Origin of the sequence: Jatrophihabitans lederbergiae, from assembly GCF_031845305.1 — a bacterium.
In the GTDB taxonomy this organism is placed as follows: domain Bacteria; phylum Actinomycetota; class Actinomycetes; order Mycobacteriales; family Jatrophihabitantaceae; genus Jatrophihabitans_A; species Jatrophihabitans_A lederbergiae.
This window is the reverse complement of record NZ_JAVREH010000066.1, coordinates 1-17884: the sequence shown is the minus strand read 5'-3', so window position 1 is coordinate 17884 and position 17884 is coordinate 1. Positions and strand designations below refer to the sequence as shown.

The window sequence follows — 17884 nt, the reverse complement described above, 5'->3', positions numbered from 1 at the left end:
TTCCGCGACACCGAGGACCTCGACGGGTTGTTCTCCGGCTGGGACGCAGAAGAAGGCCAGTACGACACCTCGAGCTGGCAGTACGAGGGAACCGAGATCGCCGCATCGGCCGGCAAACGCGACCAGCCGAGGCTCCCGGCAGGGAGTGGCTGAGCTTCCGGCCTGAATCTGCAGTCGCGGCGCGCCGTACGCCGAGCACCGCTCAGCTCCGAAGATGGCCCGGGACGCCGAAATAGGGCGATACGGCCTCCGACGGCGCGTGGTCTAGGGCATACGCGTCGGCGTGTTGGTGCGGCACGCTCGACACTGATGGGCTCCGTCGGCCGCTGCTGGCCTGGCGGTAGAGCCGCGGCTCTACCAGAACGGTATTCACTCGCAAAACTTGCCGGTTGCAATGGTAGCGGGCAGACTGAGGTGGTGGCCGATGGAGCGTCGAAAAGGACTTCGCGTAGCGAAGCGAAGAAAGCGCACGTTGGGCATGCGGAGCTCGAGGCGGTACAGGCAGCGTGCCGGGTTCTGGTCGCGATCAGTTCGCAGTCGATCGCCGCGGTCGAGGATCAAGTCGATCTGACCCAATTCCGCGCGCTGGTGATCCTGGCGAGCCGGGGGTCGGTCTCCCTCGGCGAACTCGCCGACGCCGCCAAGCTCCATCTGTCCACCGCGAGCCGGATGTGTGACCGGATGGTCGTCGCCGGACTGATGAACCGGGCCGATGACCCCGCCAACCGGCGCCAGCTGATGTTGACGCTGACCGACGGGGGCCGTCGAGTGGTCGAGGACGTCATGCGGCAGCGGCGGGCTGCCCTGGAGCCGATGCTCGCCGCGATGCCGAAGCCGCGCCGAGCAGAACTGGTCGCACTGCTGCAGGAGTTCGCCGCATCGGGGCCGCCGCCGGCTGAGCCGGATCTGTGGTTCATGGGTTGGAGCACCTGACTCGGCCCGGCTGCGACTGGTGCCACGGCACCGCAACAGCCGCGGAGGGCTACAGCTGCCGCAACCGGAGTGCGGCTGCCATTACGGCCAGCGCGGGCGCATGCTCTGAGGGCTGACTCGTCGAGGCAGAAGAAGTGATGGTGATGTCACCCACACTGGTGGCGGTTGGCGCGAGCGGCGGTACGGGGCGGCCTGTCACCGGTGGCGTTGAGTCGCCGCGGCAACACCGTAGCGATGCTGGCGGTGACAGACTGACCTGGCCGCGGCAGCGCGAGATGTCGAGGCTGTCGGCAGCGGGGCGATGGTGGTCGCGAAGCACCTCACGCACCCAGGACGCCCGACGCCGGCCGCCCCGCGCGGGTCTGCTTGCCCTCGTCGCGGCGGGGGGTGCCGGTACGCCGGAGGTTGTCGTCTCTTATCTAGTCGGCTAGGAGGATGTCGGGCGGTCCTGTCGAGGGGGAGGGCATCGCCGCGACTACCCGTTGGCGTTTTCGGCGTGGGTGATGAGCGCTGCCTGTCCGGTGGGCAGGCCCAGGGCGACGTCGTCGGGGTGGTTGCCGGCCAGCGCCCAGTCCAGCGCGACCCGGATGCGGCGTTTGCCGGTGGGCAGGGCGTAGAGGTGGTAGCCGCGGGTGATGAGCTTGGCGAGCCGCCCGCGCAGGTGCAGGCCTAGTGGGGTGGCGGTGGCGTCGGGTCCGCCGAGGTCCACGACCAGGCCGAGGTCGTGGTGGCGGTAGCGGCGGGCGGTGCCGTGGCCGAGGTCGGCGAGGATGTTGCGGGCAGCGGCGGTGGCTTGGCGCATGGCGTGCTGCGCGGTCGGCGGGCACACCGGCCGGGTGCCGTGTTCATCGGCCGGCTTGGTGAGGTCCGGTATGGCGCCGGCGTCTCCGATGGCGTAGACGTCGGGGTGGCCGGGCAGGCGCAGCGAGGCGTCAACGTTCAGCCGGCCCTTCGTCATCGGCAGATTCAGGGTGTCGATGAGGGGGTTGGCGGTGATGCCGGCGCACCAGATCAGGGTGCTGCAATCCAGGGTGGTGCCATCGGTGAAGGTGACTTCGGAGTCGGTGACCGCGGTGACGCTGACTTCCAGGCGCACATCCACGCCCCGCTTCTTCAATAACTGCAGAGCGGTATCGCCCAGGCTCGCGCCGAGTTCGGGCATCACAGCCTTCGCGACGTCGACCAGCAGCCACCGCACGTCCTGAACGGCAATAGCCGGGTGCAGGGGCAGCAGGTTGCGGGTCAGGCGCGCCATCTGGGCGGTGAGCTCGACGCCGGCGTAGCCGGCGCCCACGACGACGAATGTCAGCGCTGCCCGCCGGGCGGCCGGATCGGTGAGGTCGTTGGCGGTTTCCAGCCGGCGCAGGACGTGATCACGTAGATACAGGGCTTCGGTGACGGTTTTCAACCCGATCGCGTGCTCAGCGAGACCGGGGATGTCGAGCAGGCGGGTGACGCTGCCCGGGGCCAGCAGCAACCGGTCATAGGCCACGACACCGGTGACGCCGTCGGCACCGGTGTAATGAACGACGCGGGCGTCGAAGTCCACTCCGCTGGCATGCCCGCGCACTAGCGTCGCACCTGGAAGAGTTGAGGCGAGGGGCACGACGACGGATCGGGGGTCGACGGTGCCGACCGCGACATCGGGCAGCAGCGGTTGGTAGAGCATGCCGTCGGTCGCTGATAGAACCGTCAGCTCGACGTCGGCCCGTGCCAGCTTGCGGGCGGCGAAGAACCCGGCGAACCCGGACCCCACCACCACAACCTTGGGCCCCGGGGACGTCCGCGGGCCGACGGTCATAGTCCGACGCTGCCCTGCATGATGCCGCCGTCGATGACGACGGTGGTCGCGGTCATGTAGCCGGCCTTGCCCGAGGCCAGGAACACCACCACGTCGGCGATCTCAGAGGACTGCGCCATCCGCCCGAGGGGGATCGCGGCGTCGAGAGCTTTCATCTTGGCCGGGTCGGCCTCGGTGGAGGCGTTGATCGGGGTGGACACCGCGCCGGGGGCGATGTTGACCATCCTGATGCCGTGGGCGCCCAGTTCAACCCCGGCGGTGCGGGTCAGCATCCGCATCCCGCCCTTGGAGACGCAGTAGGCGATATTGCCCGGCATCGGCCAGTCCTCGTGCACCGAGGAGATGTTGAGGATCAACCCGCCGCCGCCCTGGGCGATGAACTGCCTCGCCGCGGCTTGGGCGCCGAAGAACGCGCTGCGCATGTTGACGGCCATGACCGTGTCGAAGTCGGCCTCGGTGGTGTCCAACAGCGAGGTGCGGGTCTCGATGCCGGCGTTGTTGATCAGTACGTCCAGTCGGCCGTAGGCCTCGACCGCGGTCTGCATCATCTTCTGCAAGTCGGCTGCTTGGGTGATGTCGGCCTGTACCCCGACGGCATGCCCGCCGGCCGCCTCTACCTCGGCGATCAGCGCGGTGGTCTCCTCCGGGTGGGTGACGTAGTCGATGGTCACGTTCGCACCTTCGGCGGCGGCCGCGAGCACGATCGCCTCGCCAATACCGCTGTTCCCCCCGGTCACGACGATCGATTTGCCTTGCAACAACACGAGAACTCCCAGCGATAGTCGGCATGGTCGCCGCAGCGGGCGGGTCAGCTGCCTGTTCAGCCGATGAAGCACTCAGTCAATCAACCCCGCATCGGTACCGCAGCACTGGCCTTGCCTCAGCCCGGAATTTCGCCGGCCGGCGGACTCGGTGCGCGCCCAGGATCTGGCCGACTGGCACGATCAGCTGATGAGCCGTATCGAGGACTACGCCCTGCTCGGTGACCTGCAGAGCGCCGCGCTCGTCAGCACCACCGGATCGATCGACTGGTTGTGCCTACCGAAGTTCGACTCCCCCGCCTGCTTCGCCGCGCTGGTGGACACCCCCGATGCCGGGCACTGGACCATCGCGCCCGCCGCGGGCGGGGTCTGCACCACCCGCCGCTACCTCGAGGACACCCTCGTGCTGGAAACGCAATGGCGCACCCGAGAGGGGACCGTGCGGGTCACCGACTTCATGCCCCCTCGCGGGCACGCCCCGGACGTGGTCCGCATCGTGGAAGGCATCACCGGCACCGTGGCGATGCGATCGCAACTGCGGCTGCGCTTTGACTACGGACGGGTGCTGCCCTGGGTACGCCACCATGGTGACCGGATGGAGGCCATCGCCGGCCCGGATCGGGTCCGGCTGCGCACCCCGGCGCCGTTGCAGGGACGCGACCTGGCGACCGGCTCGGAGTTCACCGTCCGAGCCGGTGAGCGGGTGCCCTTCGTGCTCACCTGGAACCCCAGCCACGAACCCCCGCCCAAGCCGGTCGACGCCGAGCAGGCTCTCACCGACACCGTGACCTTCTGGAAGCACTGGGCCCAGCGCGGCACCCCCGTGCACGGTCCCTACCGCGATGCCATCACCCGCTCCCTGCTGACGCTGAAAGCGCTGACGTACCAGCCGACCGGCGGCATCGTCGCCGCAGCGACCACGTCGTTGCCCGAGCAGATCGGTGGCCCCCGCAACTGGGACTACCGCTACTGCTGGCTGCGGGACTCCACCTACACCCTGCAAGCGCTGATCTCCGCCGGCTACCTCGACGAGGCCAAGGCCTGGCGGGAATGGCTACTGAGAGCGGTCGCCGGAGACCCCGCCGACCTGCAGATCATGTACGCCCTGGACGGCACCCGGCGGCTGCCCGAAGCCGAACTGCCCTGGCTCGCCGGGTACGAAAACTCCAAGCCCGTGCGGACGGGCAACGCCGCCTCTGACCAACTGCAACTCGACGTCTGGGGCGAGACCCTTGACGGCCTCGCTCTGGCCCGCAACGCCGGGCTCGCCGACCACGACGATGCGTGGGACCTACAGGTCGCGCTCATGGAGCACCTGGAAGGCAACTGGGACCAACCCGACAACGGACTGTGGGAGATGCGCGGCGCCCGACGACATTTCACCCACTCCAAAGTCATGGCCTGGGTCGCCGCCGACCGGATGGCCACCGCCGTGCGCACCCACCCCGACCTGCACGGCCCCGCCGACCGGTGGCAAGCCCTTCGCGACACCATCCACGCCGACGTCCTCACCCACGGCTACGACGCCGACCGCAACACCTTCACCCAGTCCTACGACGCCCCCGCCCTGGACGCCAGCCTGCTCATGATCCCCCGCGTCGGGTTCCTGCCCCCGACCGATCCGCGGGTGCTGGGCACCATCACCGCCATCCAAACCGGGCTGACCGAGGACGGGTTCGTCAAGCGCTACCAGACCACCGACTCCGATGACGGCCTGACCGGCGGGGAAGGAATGTTCCTGGCCTGCTCATTCTGGCTCGTCGACGCACTGCACCTCGCCGGCAAACAAACCCAGGCAACCGAACTGTTCGAACGACTGCTCACCCTCCGTAACGACGTCGGGCTGCTCAGCGAAGAATGGGACCCCACCGCCAACCGCCAGCTCGGCAACACCCCCCAAGCCTTCAGCCACTTCCCCCTCATCACCAGCGCCCTGCAACTACACGCCGGCAAAGGCCACCACAGCCACCACCCCATCCACCGCTGACCCGCTGCGATTCACCCCCAAGACCCACCACCAGCCGCGCCCGACCCGGCGCCAGTCCCACCCATCCTCGGTCGCGTCAGGGCGAAACCCACCGCGCATCCTTCGACCTGACTGACCGGACGCATATCGCGATCGGGACCAGTGCCGCCAGTCCTACCGGCATCGGCCACGCCGCCGCCACCTTCTGCCGACATGCACGCCCGGGTACATCACATCCCGACGCGGGAACCCACCGACAGCGGTCGACAGACCCGGCGGGTCTATCTCTCTAACGGATAGTCCCCGCCTCGCTTCCTGCCCCCGAAGTGGCCCCCGGACGGACGGTTCGACCTGGCCCCTTCTTGGGGGGGTGCTGATCGCCTGTGGTCAGTCGAGAGGTGCGACGACAACCTGGACGGCGTCCTCGTAGAGGATATGGCCAGGTTCGCTTGATGTGTGCTCGGTCCAGGCGACCCCGTGCCGGTCAAGGAGCGCAAGATAGCCCGGGAGCCGGCGGAGTAGATGGTCTGCGCTGCTCTTGAACCAGCAGGTGACCATTGGCTTCTTGGCCGTGCCAGAGCGGGCGAGGCCGTTCGCCAATCCAAGATGCCGGTATGTCCGCCGCGGCTGTTCAGGACAGGCGACTCGTAACGGACGAAGATCACGGTTAGCAGGGCGGATTCAACCGGTTGTCGCAACACCTCGTGATCATGGAGGTGTTGGGTGGTTCGTCGCCAGCAGGATGCGGATCGGGGGGTGCGTGCGGCGATGAGGTCGCCTGGTGCTCCGCCGCATCAGCGCGAGGTCCAGCGGTTGTTCTGGGTCGAGATCGCCAAGGGAGTGTTGCCGGCGGAAGCAGCGATCGCCGTCGGCGCGTCGCAGCCGGTCGGCCAACGGTGGTTCCACAACGCTGGTGGCATGCCACCATTCGATCTCGAGCCGTTGTCAGGCCGCTACTTGTCCTTCGCGAGCGTGAGGAGATCGCGCTCCTGAAAGCCCAAGGTGCGGGCGTGAGGCAGATTGCTCGCAGCATCGGGCGGGATCCGTCGACGATCTCTCGCGAGTTGCGTCGCAATGTCGCTACCCGCGGCGGCAGGCCCGACTACCGGGCTTCGGTTGCGCAGTGGAAGGCCGAGATGACGGCCAGACGGCCGTCCTCTGCCGCCTGCCGCGGGAAGGCCGCCAAGCTGGTGTCCAACCCCAGACTGCGCGCCTACGTGCAGGAGCGACTGTCGGGCCAGATCAGTCGGCCCGACGGGACCACGGTGGCCGGACCGAAGTCGCCGCGCTGGACCGGCAACAACAAGCCCCACCGAAAAGACAGGGCATGGGTGCGGGCCTGGAGTCCCGAGCAAATCGCGAACCGGATCAAGCTCGACTTCCCCGATGATGAGTCCATGCGCATCAGCCACGAGGCGGTCTACCAGTCGCTCTACATCGAGGGCCGGGGTGCGCTCAAGCGTGAGCTGGTCTGGTGTCTGCGCACCGGCCGGGCATTACGCGCACCGCGGGAACGTTCCCGCCGCAAGACGTGGGCCCATGTCACGCCTGAGGTGCTCATCAGTGAACGCCCCGCCGAGGTCGAGGACCGCGCGGTCCCCGGGCACTGGGAAGGCGATCTGCTGATCGGCCTGGAACGCTCGGCAATCGGCACCGTCGTCGAACGCACGACTCGATTCACGACGTTGGTGCACCTGCCACGCGAGGAGGGCTACCGACACAAACAGACGGTCAAGAACGGGCCAGCACTGGCCGGCTACGGTGCGCTCACGATGAAGAACGCCCTTGCCAACACAATGTCGACACTGCCAGCGCAGATGCTCCGGTCGCTGACGTGGGACCGCGGCAAAGAGATGTCGGCCCATGCCCAGTTCAAGATCGAGACCGGGATCCCCGTCTTCTTCGCCGACCCGCAAAGCCCCTGGCAACGAGGCACGAACGAGAACACCAATGGGTTGCTGCGGCAGTACTTCCCCAAAGGCACCGACCTATCAAGATGGTCCGCCGAGGAGCTCGACGCCGTCGCCCACGCACTGAACACCAGGCCCAGAAAAACACTCGGCTGGAAGACCCCCGCCGAAGCCTTCAACGAACAACTACTCTTGCTCCAACAAGCCGGTGTTGCATCGACCGGTTGAATCCGGTCAGTTTCCCATCGGGGCACCGCGACGACGGGAACGATCGGCTCGTGTCATGGCTTCGGCGAGCGGCTCGCTCGGGCGTGCGCGAGCGAGCCGATAGCTGGTGGTGCCGGTTTCGATGATCTGGCCGTTGAAGGTGAGCCGGTCGACGATGGCGGCGCAGAGCCGGGGTCGGTGAAGGTCTTTGTCCAGCCGGAGAACGGTTCGTTGGAGGCGATCGCGATGGCCGACTTCTCTTCGCGTTCGGTCAACACTTGGAAGAGCAGCTCGGCCCCGCGCCGGTCGAGCTCGAGGTATCCGAGTTCGACGCAGATCAGCAAGTCGACGCGGCCGTAGCGGCCGATGGTCTTGGACGGGTGCTTGTCGTCGGCGGCCTCGACGAGTTCGTTGACCAGCTTCGACGCGAGGACGTAGCGGACTGAGCGCCCCGCTTGGGCGGCGGTGCCGAGGGCGATGAGCAGGTGGGTCTTGCCGGTTCCGGAGTCGCCGATCAGGCAGAGCGGCTGGCCGGCCTTCACCCAGGCGCAGCCGGCGGACTGGTGGACGGTGGCGGCGGGGACGTTGGGGTTGGCGTCGAAGTCGAACTCGTCGACTCTCTTGTCGCGGGGGAATCCGGCGGCGTTCATCCGCCGCACTGTCCGGCGGGTGTCGCGGTCGTCGCACTCGGCCATGACCAGTTCGGCGAGGAACCCCAGGTAGGACAGCTGTTCCCGCTCCGGCGGCGGCGATCTCGCCGAACCTCGAGCGGATGGTGGGCAGGCGGAGGGTGCGGCAGCCGCCGTCGATCGCGGCGACCGCGGCCTGCTCGGTGACGCCTTTGCGGGTGCTCATGAGCTGGCTCCGGTGAGTAGGTCGTCCTAGGGCGCGACCGACGGCAGCGGTCTGCCGTCAACCCTGCAGAGCGGCGGGCAGCTCGGCGGTGTCGCTGGAGACGCCGGCGTCGGCCACCGCCCGGCGGGCGTGGAGTGGCGGTGCAGCAGCAGCACCTCGACCAGGCTTGGGTGCCCTTCCAGTCGCCGAGCCGGGAGCGGGCGGCGGCCCAGAACGCGTCCTGCGCTTGCGTGAATGCGCCGCTGGCTCGGGCTTGGACCAGGGCGGTCGCGCCGGGCAGCGCGCCGGGTTTGCCCGCGACCTGCTCCGACGTGTGTCTTTTCCTCGTTGTCATGATCATCGAGCCTTTTCGGTCCACCTTCGTAAACATCAAGACTCCCACTTGACCGGATCAACCAGCGGGGGTCACGCCACGGGGTGCGTTGATCTATCCATCTCCGTCGCATAAGGTCTGCGTGAGGAAGCTAGCCGGTCAGCCAATCGCCGCAGCCCGGTAGCGCCGATCAACGGGGGATAGATGATGCAGGTAACAGGGCCAGTGCCCACACGATCACTGGGGACTTCACTGGTAGCTCTTCTGGCAGTGAGCGCCTTAGCCGGTTGCGGGCACAGCGCGACCCACGCGGCGAGCACGCACACCCCAGCAACCTCCACCTCAGCAACTTCGACAGCGGCTACCGCTGCACCCTCGACGTCTGCATCACACAGTCCCCCCGCGCCTTCGCCGGCAGCGTACAAGCCGCTGACCACGGCACAACTGACCGCGCTGCTACCGCCCCGATCAGCGCTGCCCGGATTCAAGGCCACCCCAGCGGACAACTCCTCCGAGGACAAAGCCAGCCAGCAGCAAGACGCTGAGGTGGCTGCATGCGTCGGGACGGTCAACACCGACCCGCTTCAGGTAGCGCAGGCCTCCTCCCCCACGTTCACCCTTACCAGCGCGAGCGGAGCACAGGCCATCTCAGCGACCGCCATGAGCTTTAAGACGATCAGCGCGGTCACCTCCGACGTGCAGTCTCTGAAAAGCCCCCGATACCTGCCCTGCTTCAAAAAGGAACTCGCCACCCACGGGGCGAGCCTGTTCGGCCACGGCCTGACCTATGTCAACTCCAAAGTCACCGTCACACCCGGCAAAACCTCCACCGTGGCAGGCGAAATCGACGCCGTCCTCCAGCTCAAGACCGCAGCCGGCAAACCCGTCGTCCTCGGAATCACCGAAGTCCTCCTCGTCCGCCGCGGCGTAGAAGAAGCCCTCACCTTCACCGCACAAGGCAAACCCGTCACCGCCACAGTCGCCCGCTCATTCGTCACCCAGGCCGCCACCGACCTCGCCCGCGGCACCGCCACCATCAGCGCCTGACTGTGTGACATAACCACCCAGGGTGTGCCTCTCAAGTCCGGCGTGTCGAAAACACCAGTCGACAATGTCCCGGAGAACATCTTCAGTCGCTGCTGCACCACGGCTGCGGCAGACTTGCCTCCATGACCAAGCCATGGGCTGAGCCGGCCTGGTGGGAGTTCGCCGTCCGTGGGGTGATGCTGCGCGGCACCGTGCAGGGCCGTACCGATGATCCGACGTCAGATGGCGCAGCTGTAGTGGCTATTCACGGCGGCCCGGATATCGATGGTGGTGGACTGCGCCACGTGCTCGCCCCACTGGCCGCGCGGGCCAAGCTTGTTGCGCCGGATCTGCCCGGCCATGGCCGCAGTGACCTGGCAGCACCGCAAAGTTGGACCCTCGATGACTGGGCCGACGACCCCGCCGACGTGATCGACAAGCTGGCGATACATCGGCCGGTCGTGGTCGGACTGTCCTTCGGCGGCTGGGTTGCGCTCCGCTACGCGGCACGTCATCCCGAGCAGGTGGGCAGCTTGATCATTGCTGCAACGTCGGCGCGTTTATCAGTGGAGCAGACCCCAGGACGCCGCTGAGGCGAGCTAGTCAAACTGCGGAAGAAAGACATCGATCTCGACACGGGGTTCATCACGGTCTCTCGCGTCGCCGGAGAGCTCGCCGCGAAGCTCAATCCCGACGGGCAACGCTTCTTCTCAAGCGCTACCCCAAAGACACCGAATGGCGCGCCGTCACCCCTGTCCCAGCACATGATCGACCAACTCCACGAGCACACCCGTCGGATCAAGGACCAGACGCTGTCTCCTAGCTCTTTACCTCAGGTTTGCTCGCCCGAAACCGCAGTTGCCTAGCGTTGTCGCGGTGAACCCACCAGAGAAGCGCCTCATGTGCAAGAACGAGACTGAATCGCACGAGCCGAGCGGCCAGAGCCGACGAGGTTTCCTGCGTAACACGGCGCTGGCCGGTGCTGGTGCGGCTGCGGTCGGAATCGGCGGGTCCGTGTTCGACGGATCGCCGGCGAGCGCGGCACCGACCAACAGAACCGGTGCCTGGAGACCGAATCCGACCGCGCTCCAGTTCACCCTCGCAGTCATGCCCGACACCCAGTTCCTCTACTGGGGCAGCCAGGACAGCGTCAACCGCGCACCACAGGAAGAATCCTTCCGCTACATCATCGATAACAGCTCCGACCTCAACAACAACATCGTGTTCATGGCCCACCTCGGCGACCTGACCGAGGACGCCGACCCGCTGTCGTTCGCCCAGGTCCATCAGGCCTTCGACCTGATGGACTCCCATGGTGCCGCCTACAGCGTGCTCGCCGGCAACCACGACGTGACCGGCGACGACAGCCGCGGTGAGACGCCTTACCTGCAGACCATGGGCCCCCAGCGGTTCCGGAAGTCGAAGACGTTCGCCGGTTCCGATTCCACCGGCTACAACACTGCCCACATCTTCCGGGCCGCCGGTCGATCGTGGCTGCTGCTGGCCCTGGACTGGCGGACCACCGCTCCAGGCTTCGCGTGGGCCAACGACGTCATCAAGGCCCACCCGACGATGCCGGTCATCCTCACCTCGCACGACATCGTCGGTTCGCCCTACGACGACAACGTCTTCCCCTACCCGTCCGGCGATCCGGAGAACGACGCCGTGCTCTCCGACTACGGCCAGACGGTCTGGGACGAACTGATCAAGGACAACGACCAGATCTTCCTAACCCTCAACGGCCACTACTGGCCACCCGGCCGGACGACGAAGCAGAACACCGCCGGCAACGACGTCTCGATGCACATCACCAACTACCAGAACCGTTACTTCGGCGGCGGCGCCATGATCCGGCTCTACCACTTCGACCTGGTTCGCAAGACCATCGACGTCGAGACGATCAACCCGTGGATCCTCGCCCAGAAACCGGAGACGCGCACCGAGCTGGCGGCCGAACTGGCCCGGATCACCGGTCCGGTCGACAACTTCTCGATCCCGATCGACTTCGAGCAACGGTTCTCAAGCTTCGTACCGGTGCCGGTCCGACCCGCGCGCCCGGCCCGCCGGGAGCTGATACCGGGCACGCAGGCGTACTGGCGCTTCGACGAGCTCGGCGCGCCCGGAACCCCGCTGACCGCCGGCCGAACCGTTCCCGACCTGTCCCGTAAGGGAAACGACCTGACGGTCGTGACCGTACCGGGCACCGCGGCCGACGCGCTGACCCTGTCCGCCGACCACCACCCCGACCAACCCGGGCACAGCAGCCTGACATTCGCCGGTGGGCGCAACCCGGTCCATGGCTCGTACCTGGCCACCGCGGCCAAGGCACCGTTGAACCGCGACACATTCGCCAACGGCTACACCATCGAGACGTTCGTGATGCTGCCGCTGGACTGGGACGCCGGCAATAACGGCAACGCCTCGATCCTCAGCCGCCGGGGTTCGGCCGGGGCAGCCGGCAAACACGGCAAGAACACCGACCCGGACGAGCCCCTGGCTCAGTTGAACATCACGAACAACGGCCGGGAAGCGCAATGGAACCATTACCCAACCAACGATACCTACCCCACGACCAACTGGGGTCAGGGCATGGTCGAACTCCGGTGGTGGCACCTCGCGGTGGTCAACGACGGCCGCCTCACCAAGCTCTACGTCGACGGCGCTCCGGTCGTCGACAACCCGACTCGCAAGTCGGTCGGCCTCACCTCGCTGGGGCGGCCCTGGCTCCTGGGTGCCCACGAATACGCAGGCAGCATCGACGTCGTCTTCCACGGCACCGTCGGTGACACCCGCATCGTGAACCGACCTCTCAACCACCGGGACTTCCTCACCGCCAAGTAACGCGACCGGTAGCGGCGCACCGTGAGCAGCAGCAGCGTCGTCGGCCGACAGCCCAGCGGCTCATGCGCCAGCTCGCGGTGCATCGTGTCGCGCGGCGCCCCTGAGCACCGCAGCGCTGACACCAGTCATCCGCCTCGGCAACCCGGCAGGCCAGCAGGTGACCGGTCAGCCTGCAACCGCTGATGCAGGTCCTCGGTGAGCGTCAGCAGCCCGTCGGGCGCCGCTCCGTAGGTGTTGTCCTGTTCCGGAGGCAGGGTCATGTGCCGCAGTCGCCAGACCCCGGCGAGCTGGTTGTTCATGGTGACGGCAACCTCCTGGTAGGCGAGCTGATCTCTCGTTCGCCAGCCTGCGCCTCCACGTCGCCTGCCATCAGCGAGGGTCTCGCAGACGAGCCATGCGTGTAGGGCAGAGGTACCTTCTGGGTCATGCCCGCCGATGTGACCCTGGACGGCTTACGTGTCCTGCGCGAGGTCGCGGCGCTCGGGTCCCTCACCGCGGCCGCCGGCAAGCTCGGTTACACCCAGTCGGCGGTGTCCCGCCAGGTGGCGGCGCTGGAGGCGGGCGTAGGGACGCCGCTGTTCGAGCGGTGGGCCCGCGGTGTGCGACCGACGACGGCCGGCGCGGTCCTGCTCCGGCACGCAGGAACCATCCTGTCTGCGGTCGAGACCGCTGAGCACGAGGTGGCCGGCCTGCGCGACCGGGTCGCCGGGCGGGTCGTGGTCGGTGCGTTCCCGACCGCCACCGCGGTCCTGCTCCCTCGCGCCATCGCCCGCGTCACCGCCGCGCACCCCGCGCTCTCCGTCGTACTGCACGAGAGGGCGTCCCCGTCCCTGGTGAGACGGGTCCGTGACGGCCGGATGGAAGTGGCCGTGATCGGCGTCGGAGCCGACCTGCCGCCCTACGACCTCGACGGCCTGCGGGTCAGCGTGGTCTCCGCCGGCGCGCTCCACGTCGCCGTCGCCGCCGGCCACCGCCTTGCGCAGCGGGAGCGGGTCCAGGCCGATGAGCTGGCCGCCGAGTCTTGGATCGTCGGCGAGCCCACCAACGGCACCGACCCGCAGTTCCAGGCTTGGCCCACGCTCGTCGCCCCGCGCATCGGCTACGCCGTGCGCAGCTGGCCGGCGCGCCTGGGGCTGGTCGCAGCCGGTCTCGGGATCTCACTGATCCCCGAGCTGTCCGCCGCATCGGTCCCCAGCGGTGTGCGCGTCGTCGCCGTCGACGACCGTGACTTCCCCGGCCGTCGAACCGTCGCCATCACCAGGCAGGACCCGTCCGCCGAAGCCGACGTCGTCGTGCAGGCACTGCGCACCGAGGGATCAGAACTGATGGGACGGCTCTGACACGCAACCCCCGTGTACGCACGCGGCCGCCGAGCAGCGGCACTAGAAGGCGCTGCTCGGCCGCTAGCTCGGACGGTGCTCATAGACCGCTGATCGCGGCCGTACCACTGGAGGTGGTGCCCTACAAGCCTTTGACGCCCGCAGGAACTCATGCCTGGAGATCGTCGGTGTCGAGGCTTAGCGCACGATCCTGTAGCTCTGCTACTCAGACCCCGTAGAGACGTCGGCGGTCCTAATCGATGAGGGAGTCGTCCTGTTCGAGCACGAGTAGCACGTCGGGCTGGTCTGCAACATCGCCTACGAGGCTGCGCAGGCATGCGGCGCGGGCGTCGAGTTCGTTACGCCCGCGCCGCAGATCGCAGTGACGATCGCTCGTCTGTGCGGCCCAGGGGGTGTGCGTCGTCCGTACCTTCCTGTTCGCAGGGTCGTGCCATGGCTCGGCGGCGGCTCATCGTGGGGACATCTGGTCGCCGACGGCTTCGGACCGCGCCAGTTGGATGACGGCGGCGCCCATGAGCAGGAGCAGGGCTGCCAGCGTCACACCGGCGACCGGCCCGCGTCGGATGTGTTCGTCGTATATGAGGACGCCGATCGCGATGCTGAGCAGCGGATCGGTGGTCGCGGTCGCGGGCAGGCTGGCGGTGATGGGTCCGGCTTGGAACGCGAGTTGGTTGAGCAGCAGCCCGGCGGCGCCGAGTGCGATAACGGTGTAGAGCTGCCAGCTGATCAGCAGGTGCAAAGGGGCGTCGACGGCGATGTCGGTGAGTGCTTTGAGCAGGGCGGCGGTGGCTGCGTAGATGATGCCGACGGCGACGCCGAGCAGAGCGGCGGAGCGCCCTCCAGCGCGTTGCCGGCGAGCGAGCTCGATGCAGACGACGGCCAATACCGCTCCTCCGAGGCCGGCGAGCACCGCGGGCAAACGGTCTGCGGTCTCGTGCGAGGCCGCTGGTTTCCCGGTCGCGGCGAGCAGCAGGAAGCCCGCCAGCGCAGCAGTTAGTAGGACCCCCCAAGTGATTTGAGCAGCGGTGATGTGCTGCTGCCCGTAGTGTTGGCGCAGCATTAACGCGAACAGCAGCCCGCTGATGAGCAGTGGCTGCACGACCGCGAGTGCGCCTAGGTGCAGGGCGAGGATCTGCAGCACCAGGCCGACGAGGTCGCAGCCGATACCGCCGAGCCACAGCGGGTGCGACAGCGTGGCGCGAATGAAACCGGCGACCTTGCCCGGATGCAGACTTTGCGCGTCAGGGGCGTGCCCTGCGCTGGCATGCTTGAGCGAACTCGACAGGGCGAACGCGAACGCCGCGGCCACGCTGAGCGTCACGACCAGCCACTCATTGGGCATTGGGGTACTCCCGACCAGAACCGGCCGAGGTGACGTGCGTTCGGTCGTTGCTCAGCCCGGTGGTGGGGCCGGTGGGCCGGCGGAGCAGGCGTTTGAGGATGGGTGGTCGGGTGAGGAATGCTTCGGCTTCAAGGGCGGCGAGCAGGATCCGTGGCAGATCTCGGCCGGCTTCGTAGGACAGGAAGCGGGGTTGCCAGCTGGGGCGGAACTTGACGTTGAAGCGGTATAGCGTGTCGATCTGCCACCAGCGGGAGGCGATGATGAGCAGGCGACGCCAGGCCCGCAGGAAGGGTCCGGCACCGATGCGGGCTCCGCGGTCGATCGCGTCACGGAACACGGCGAAGTTCAGCGAGATTCGGGCAATCCCCAGGGCGGGAACGGCTTCGATGAGTTTGACGATGAGATATTCGTTGAGCCCGTTGTCGGAGGCGTGGTCGCGGCGCATCAGGTCGAGGGAGAGCCCGTCGTTGCCCCAGGGAACGAGATGCAGCAGTCCGCGCAGTGCGCCGTTGTGTTTGGCGGTGACGATGACGCAGTCGCCGTCGGCCGGGTCGCCAAGGCGGGATAGGGCCATCGAAAAGCCTCGTTCGACGGTGTCGCCGCGCCACGCGTCGGCGGCGCGGGCGAGGTCGTCGAGTTCGCTCGGGTTGATCATCGACGCGTAGCGGGTTTGCACGTCGTAGCCGGCGCGGGTGATGCGGGTGCAGGCTTGCCGGACGCCGCGCATCGGTCGCCCCTCAAGGGTGAAACCGCTGGTCGTGATGATCGCCTCGTCGCCGAGCTGGATCGCTCGCAGCCCGCATTCGCGTTGGTAGATGGTGGCGGCGAGTTCGCTGCAGCCGATGACGGCCCGGGCCCAGCCGTACTGCTCGGCGAGTTCCCGGTAGGCGGCGATGGCGCCGGGCCACGCTTCGGGATCACCGAGCGGGTCGCCGCTGGCCAGGATCACGCCATGTAGGACCCGGTAGGTGACGGCCGCTTTGCCGCTGGCCGACCAGATCACGGACTTGTCGCGCCGCAGCGCGAAGTAGCCGAGCGAGTCGCGGTGTCCGTGGCGGTGCAAGACCGCGCGCAGTTGGTCCTCGTCGGGGCGGCTGAGGCGGGCCAGCGGCTCTGACGGACGCAGAATGAGGACGACGAGGATGGCGGCGGTGAGCAACCCGATCGCCAACAGAGAGCCGGTGAACCCGTCGCGGAATCGTTCGCCGTGCAGCCGCAGCGGGCCGGTCGCTCCGACCAGGGCCGCCAGCGCCTGGGTTAGCCGGGTCCAGAATGTGGCATGACCCTCGACGTTCTCGGGGTTGAGGTACAAGGTGAGGACCCCGAGCGTCAGCCCGGCGGCGGTGAACTGGAACGCGATCCGCAGCGCGAACCAGCGTGAGGCGGGGTCAGACCGTGCGGTGAACCGCGCACGGGCCGTGATCAGCATCGCCAGCAATGCCAGCGTCGTCGCGAGCACGGCGGCGCCACCATCCTCGTCGCGGTGGGCTTTGAGCAGGTACGCCAGCCCGATCAGGATCGTGGCCGCGACCGCGATCCGCCAGGCCCGCCGCTTGCGGCGACGCAGCCCGGCTGCCACGCGCAGCAGCAGCAGGCCCAGCGCGACTGTGGCAGCAGTCGCCGCATCGGTGGCCGGTATCGGCAGCAGCGGCACCAACTGGTGGGCGCGGGCACGCTCGCGCGCCGGCAAGACCGTGTCCAGCATTGTGAGCAGCCCCGCTAATCGGGGTGTGAGTAGCAACCGCGCAGGATCCTCCGCTAACGAGGGGTGCTGGGTTGGGTCGGACCGGGGCGCTCTGTCGTGATTGCTCACGGTGAGTTTCCCCGGTCCGCCCGCCGCACCCGGCGTGCGTGTCTCCACGCACCGGGCGCTCCATGTGCCTTTGCCGTTGGTCAGCTACTGGTGGTGGCTGCCGACGTCGGGGTCCAGGGGGTTGCGATGTTGCTGCCGCGGTAGCGGTAGCGCTTCACCTCGACGCTGGATGCGCCGGTGAAGGTGACCCCGTTGCGGGCGATCCGCCAGCCCTGGTCGCAGAAGCGACAGCGGAACTGCGGCATTCCGAGACGGGCCTTGCCCGCGTATTTGCGGCGTATCCAGCGCATCAAACGGCCCCACGCATGGTGGTCGATCGTGCCGAAGACCGCTTTGGATATCCCGTATCGGAAGTAGTTCGCCCACCCCGCAAGCATCCGGTTCAAGCTGGCGATCAGCTCGTCCAGCTCCATGTTGCGGGTTGACCTGTAGGTCTTCGCCGACACCTTGTCCTTGATCGCCTGGACGGCCTTCTTGGACGGCCGGGTGTAGACGTAGTGCTTCGAGGTTCCTCTTTTCCGCTGTCGGCGGATGTTGTGACCGAGGAAGTCGAAGCCCTCATCGATGTGGACCACGCGGGTCTTCTCCGGGGCCAGCCGTAGTCCCATCGGGGCGAGCACGGCTGCCACCTCCTCGCGCAAGTTTTCAGCGTGGTGCCGGTCACCGGACACCATCAGGACGAAGTCATCAGCCTATGTCGACCGCCGGATTATGCCGCGTGAGGGTCGAGGGCCCTTGCTGATGCTGGGTGATCTCGCGGGCTGGTCGGCATAATC

The 17884-nt window shown here is 67.6% G+C and carries 11 protein-coding genes and 3 pseudogenes; 7 read left to right on the top strand and 7 right to left on the bottom strand.

What is annotated here, in order from left to right; translation table 11 throughout:
* Positions 1–417: 417 nt before the first annotated feature.
* Positions 418–933 (top strand): MarR family winged helix-turn-helix transcriptional regulator, encoded by a 516-nt coding sequence (locus RM423_RS22025; RefSeq protein WP_311425199.1) that lies wholly within the window; start codon positions 418–420, stop codon positions 931–933.
* A gap of 475 nt (positions 934–1408) precedes the next feature.
* Here RM423_RS22025 and RM423_RS22020 read toward each other — a convergent pair whose 3' ends face one another.
* Together RM423_RS22020 and RM423_RS22015 are read right to left on the bottom strand one after the other, a co-directional pair.
* On the bottom strand, positions 1409–2734 hold the full coding sequence (locus RM423_RS22020) for an NAD(P)/FAD-dependent oxidoreductase (protein ID WP_311425198.1): 1326 nt from the start codon (positions 2732–2734) through the stop codon (positions 1409–1411).
* On the bottom strand, positions 2731–3498 hold the full coding sequence (locus RM423_RS22015; RefSeq protein ID WP_311425197.1) for an SDR family NAD(P)-dependent oxidoreductase: 768 nt from the start codon (positions 3496–3498) through the stop codon (positions 2731–2733). Before RM423_RS22015 ends, RM423_RS22020 begins: the two co-directional genes overlap by 4 nt.
* Before the next feature lie 187 nt (positions 3499–3685).
* On the opposite strand from RM423_RS22015, the gene RM423_RS22010 reads away from it, so the two are divergent.
* Positions 3686–5482 (top strand): glycoside hydrolase family 15 protein, encoded by a 1797-nt coding sequence (locus RM423_RS22010; RefSeq protein ID WP_311425196.1) that lies wholly within the window; start codon positions 3686–3688, stop codon positions 5480–5482.
* Positions 5483–6229: 747 nt separating this feature from the next.
* A pseudogene (locus RM423_RS22005) lies at positions 6230–7599 on the top strand (IS30 family transposase).
* Positions 7600–7605: 6 nt separating this feature from the next.
* Here the strand turns inward: RM423_RS22005 and istB are convergent.
* Positions 7606–8433: pseudogene (gene istB, locus RM423_RS22000) on the bottom strand (IS21-like element helper ATPase IstB).
* A gap of 859 nt (positions 8434–9292) precedes the next feature.
* Here istB and RM423_RS21990 point away from each other — a divergent pair.
* The 3 genes from RM423_RS21990 (at position 9293) to RM423_RS21980 (ending at position 12613) form a co-directional block, all read left to right on the top strand.
* A complete protein-coding gene (locus RM423_RS21990; RefSeq protein ID WP_311425194.1) occupies positions 9293–9793 on the top strand; it encodes a hypothetical protein in 501 nt (166 codons plus the stop codon).
* Positions 9794–9915: 122 nt separating this feature from the next.
* On the top strand, positions 9916–10365 hold the full coding sequence (locus RM423_RS21985; RefSeq protein WP_311425193.1) for an alpha/beta fold hydrolase: 450 nt from the start codon (positions 9916–9918) through the stop codon (positions 10363–10365).
* 307 nt (positions 10366–10672) lie between these two features.
* Positions 10673–12613 carry a LamG-like jellyroll fold domain-containing protein gene (locus RM423_RS21980; RefSeq protein WP_311425192.1) on the top strand — a complete coding sequence of 647 codons (1941 nt, stop codon included), beginning with the start codon at positions 10673–10675 and terminating at the stop codon, positions 12611–12613.
* Positions 12614–12618: 5 nt separating this feature from the next.
* Here RM423_RS21980 and RM423_RS21975 read toward each other — a convergent pair.
* Positions 12619–12873, bottom strand: a pseudogene (locus tag RM423_RS21975) (hypothetical protein); the annotation flags it as partial.
* Between the two features lie 165 nt (positions 12874–13038).
* Here RM423_RS21975 and RM423_RS21970 point away from each other — a divergent pair.
* Positions 13039–13953, top strand: a complete 915-nt coding sequence (locus RM423_RS21970) for a LysR family transcriptional regulator (protein ID WP_311425191.1) — start codon at positions 13039–13041, stop codon at positions 13951–13953.
* Between the two features lie 448 nt (positions 13954–14401).
* Here the strand turns inward: RM423_RS21970 and RM423_RS21965 are convergent, their stop codons facing one another.
* From RM423_RS21965 to RM423_RS21955, 3 genes are all read right to left on the bottom strand, one after another.
* Positions 14402–15295 (bottom strand): DMT family transporter, encoded by an 894-nt coding sequence (locus RM423_RS21965; protein WP_311425190.1) that lies wholly within the window; start codon positions 15293–15295, stop codon positions 14402–14404.
* Entirely contained in the window at positions 15285–17000 is a 1716-nt protein-coding gene (locus tag RM423_RS21960; protein ID WP_311425189.1) for a phosphatidylglycerol lysyltransferase domain-containing protein, read from the bottom strand. The genes RM423_RS21965 and RM423_RS21960 overlap by 11 nt, the downstream gene beginning before the upstream one ends.
* A 188-nt stretch (positions 17001–17188) precedes the next feature.
* Entirely contained in the window at positions 17189–17749 is a 561-nt protein-coding gene (locus RM423_RS21955; RefSeq protein ID WP_311425188.1) for a group II intron maturase-specific domain-containing protein, read from the bottom strand.
* Positions 17750–17884: the final 135 nt, after the last annotated feature.

Excerpts from the sequence above, each read along its gene's own strand:
- RM423_RS22020 (WP_311425198.1), bottom strand. The coding sequence starts at position 2,734 with ATGACCGTCGGCCCGCGGACGTCCCCGGGGCCCAAGGTTGTGGTGGTG.
- RM423_RS22010 (WP_311425196.1), top strand. The coding sequence starts at position 3,686 with ATGAGCCGTATCGAGGACTACGCCCTGCTCGGTGACCTGCAGAGCGCC.
- RM423_RS21985 (WP_311425193.1), top strand. The coding sequence starts at position 9,916 with ATGACCAAGCCATGGGCTGAGCCGGCCTGGTGGGAGTTCGCCGTCCGT.
- RM423_RS21980 (WP_311425192.1), top strand. The coding sequence starts at position 10,673 with ATGTGCAAGAACGAGACTGAATCGCACGAGCCGAGCGGCCAGAGCCGA.
- RM423_RS21970 (WP_311425191.1), top strand. The coding sequence starts at position 13,039 with ATGCCCGCCGATGTGACCCTGGACGGCTTACGTGTCCTGCGCGAGGTC.
- RM423_RS21965 (WP_311425190.1), bottom strand. The coding sequence starts at position 15,295 with ATGCCCAATGAGTGGCTGGTCGTGACGCTCAGCGTGGCCGCGGCGTTC.
- RM423_RS21960 (WP_311425189.1), bottom strand. The coding sequence starts at position 17,000 with ATGCTGGACACGGTCTTGCCGGCGCGCGAGCGTGCCCGCGCCCACCAG.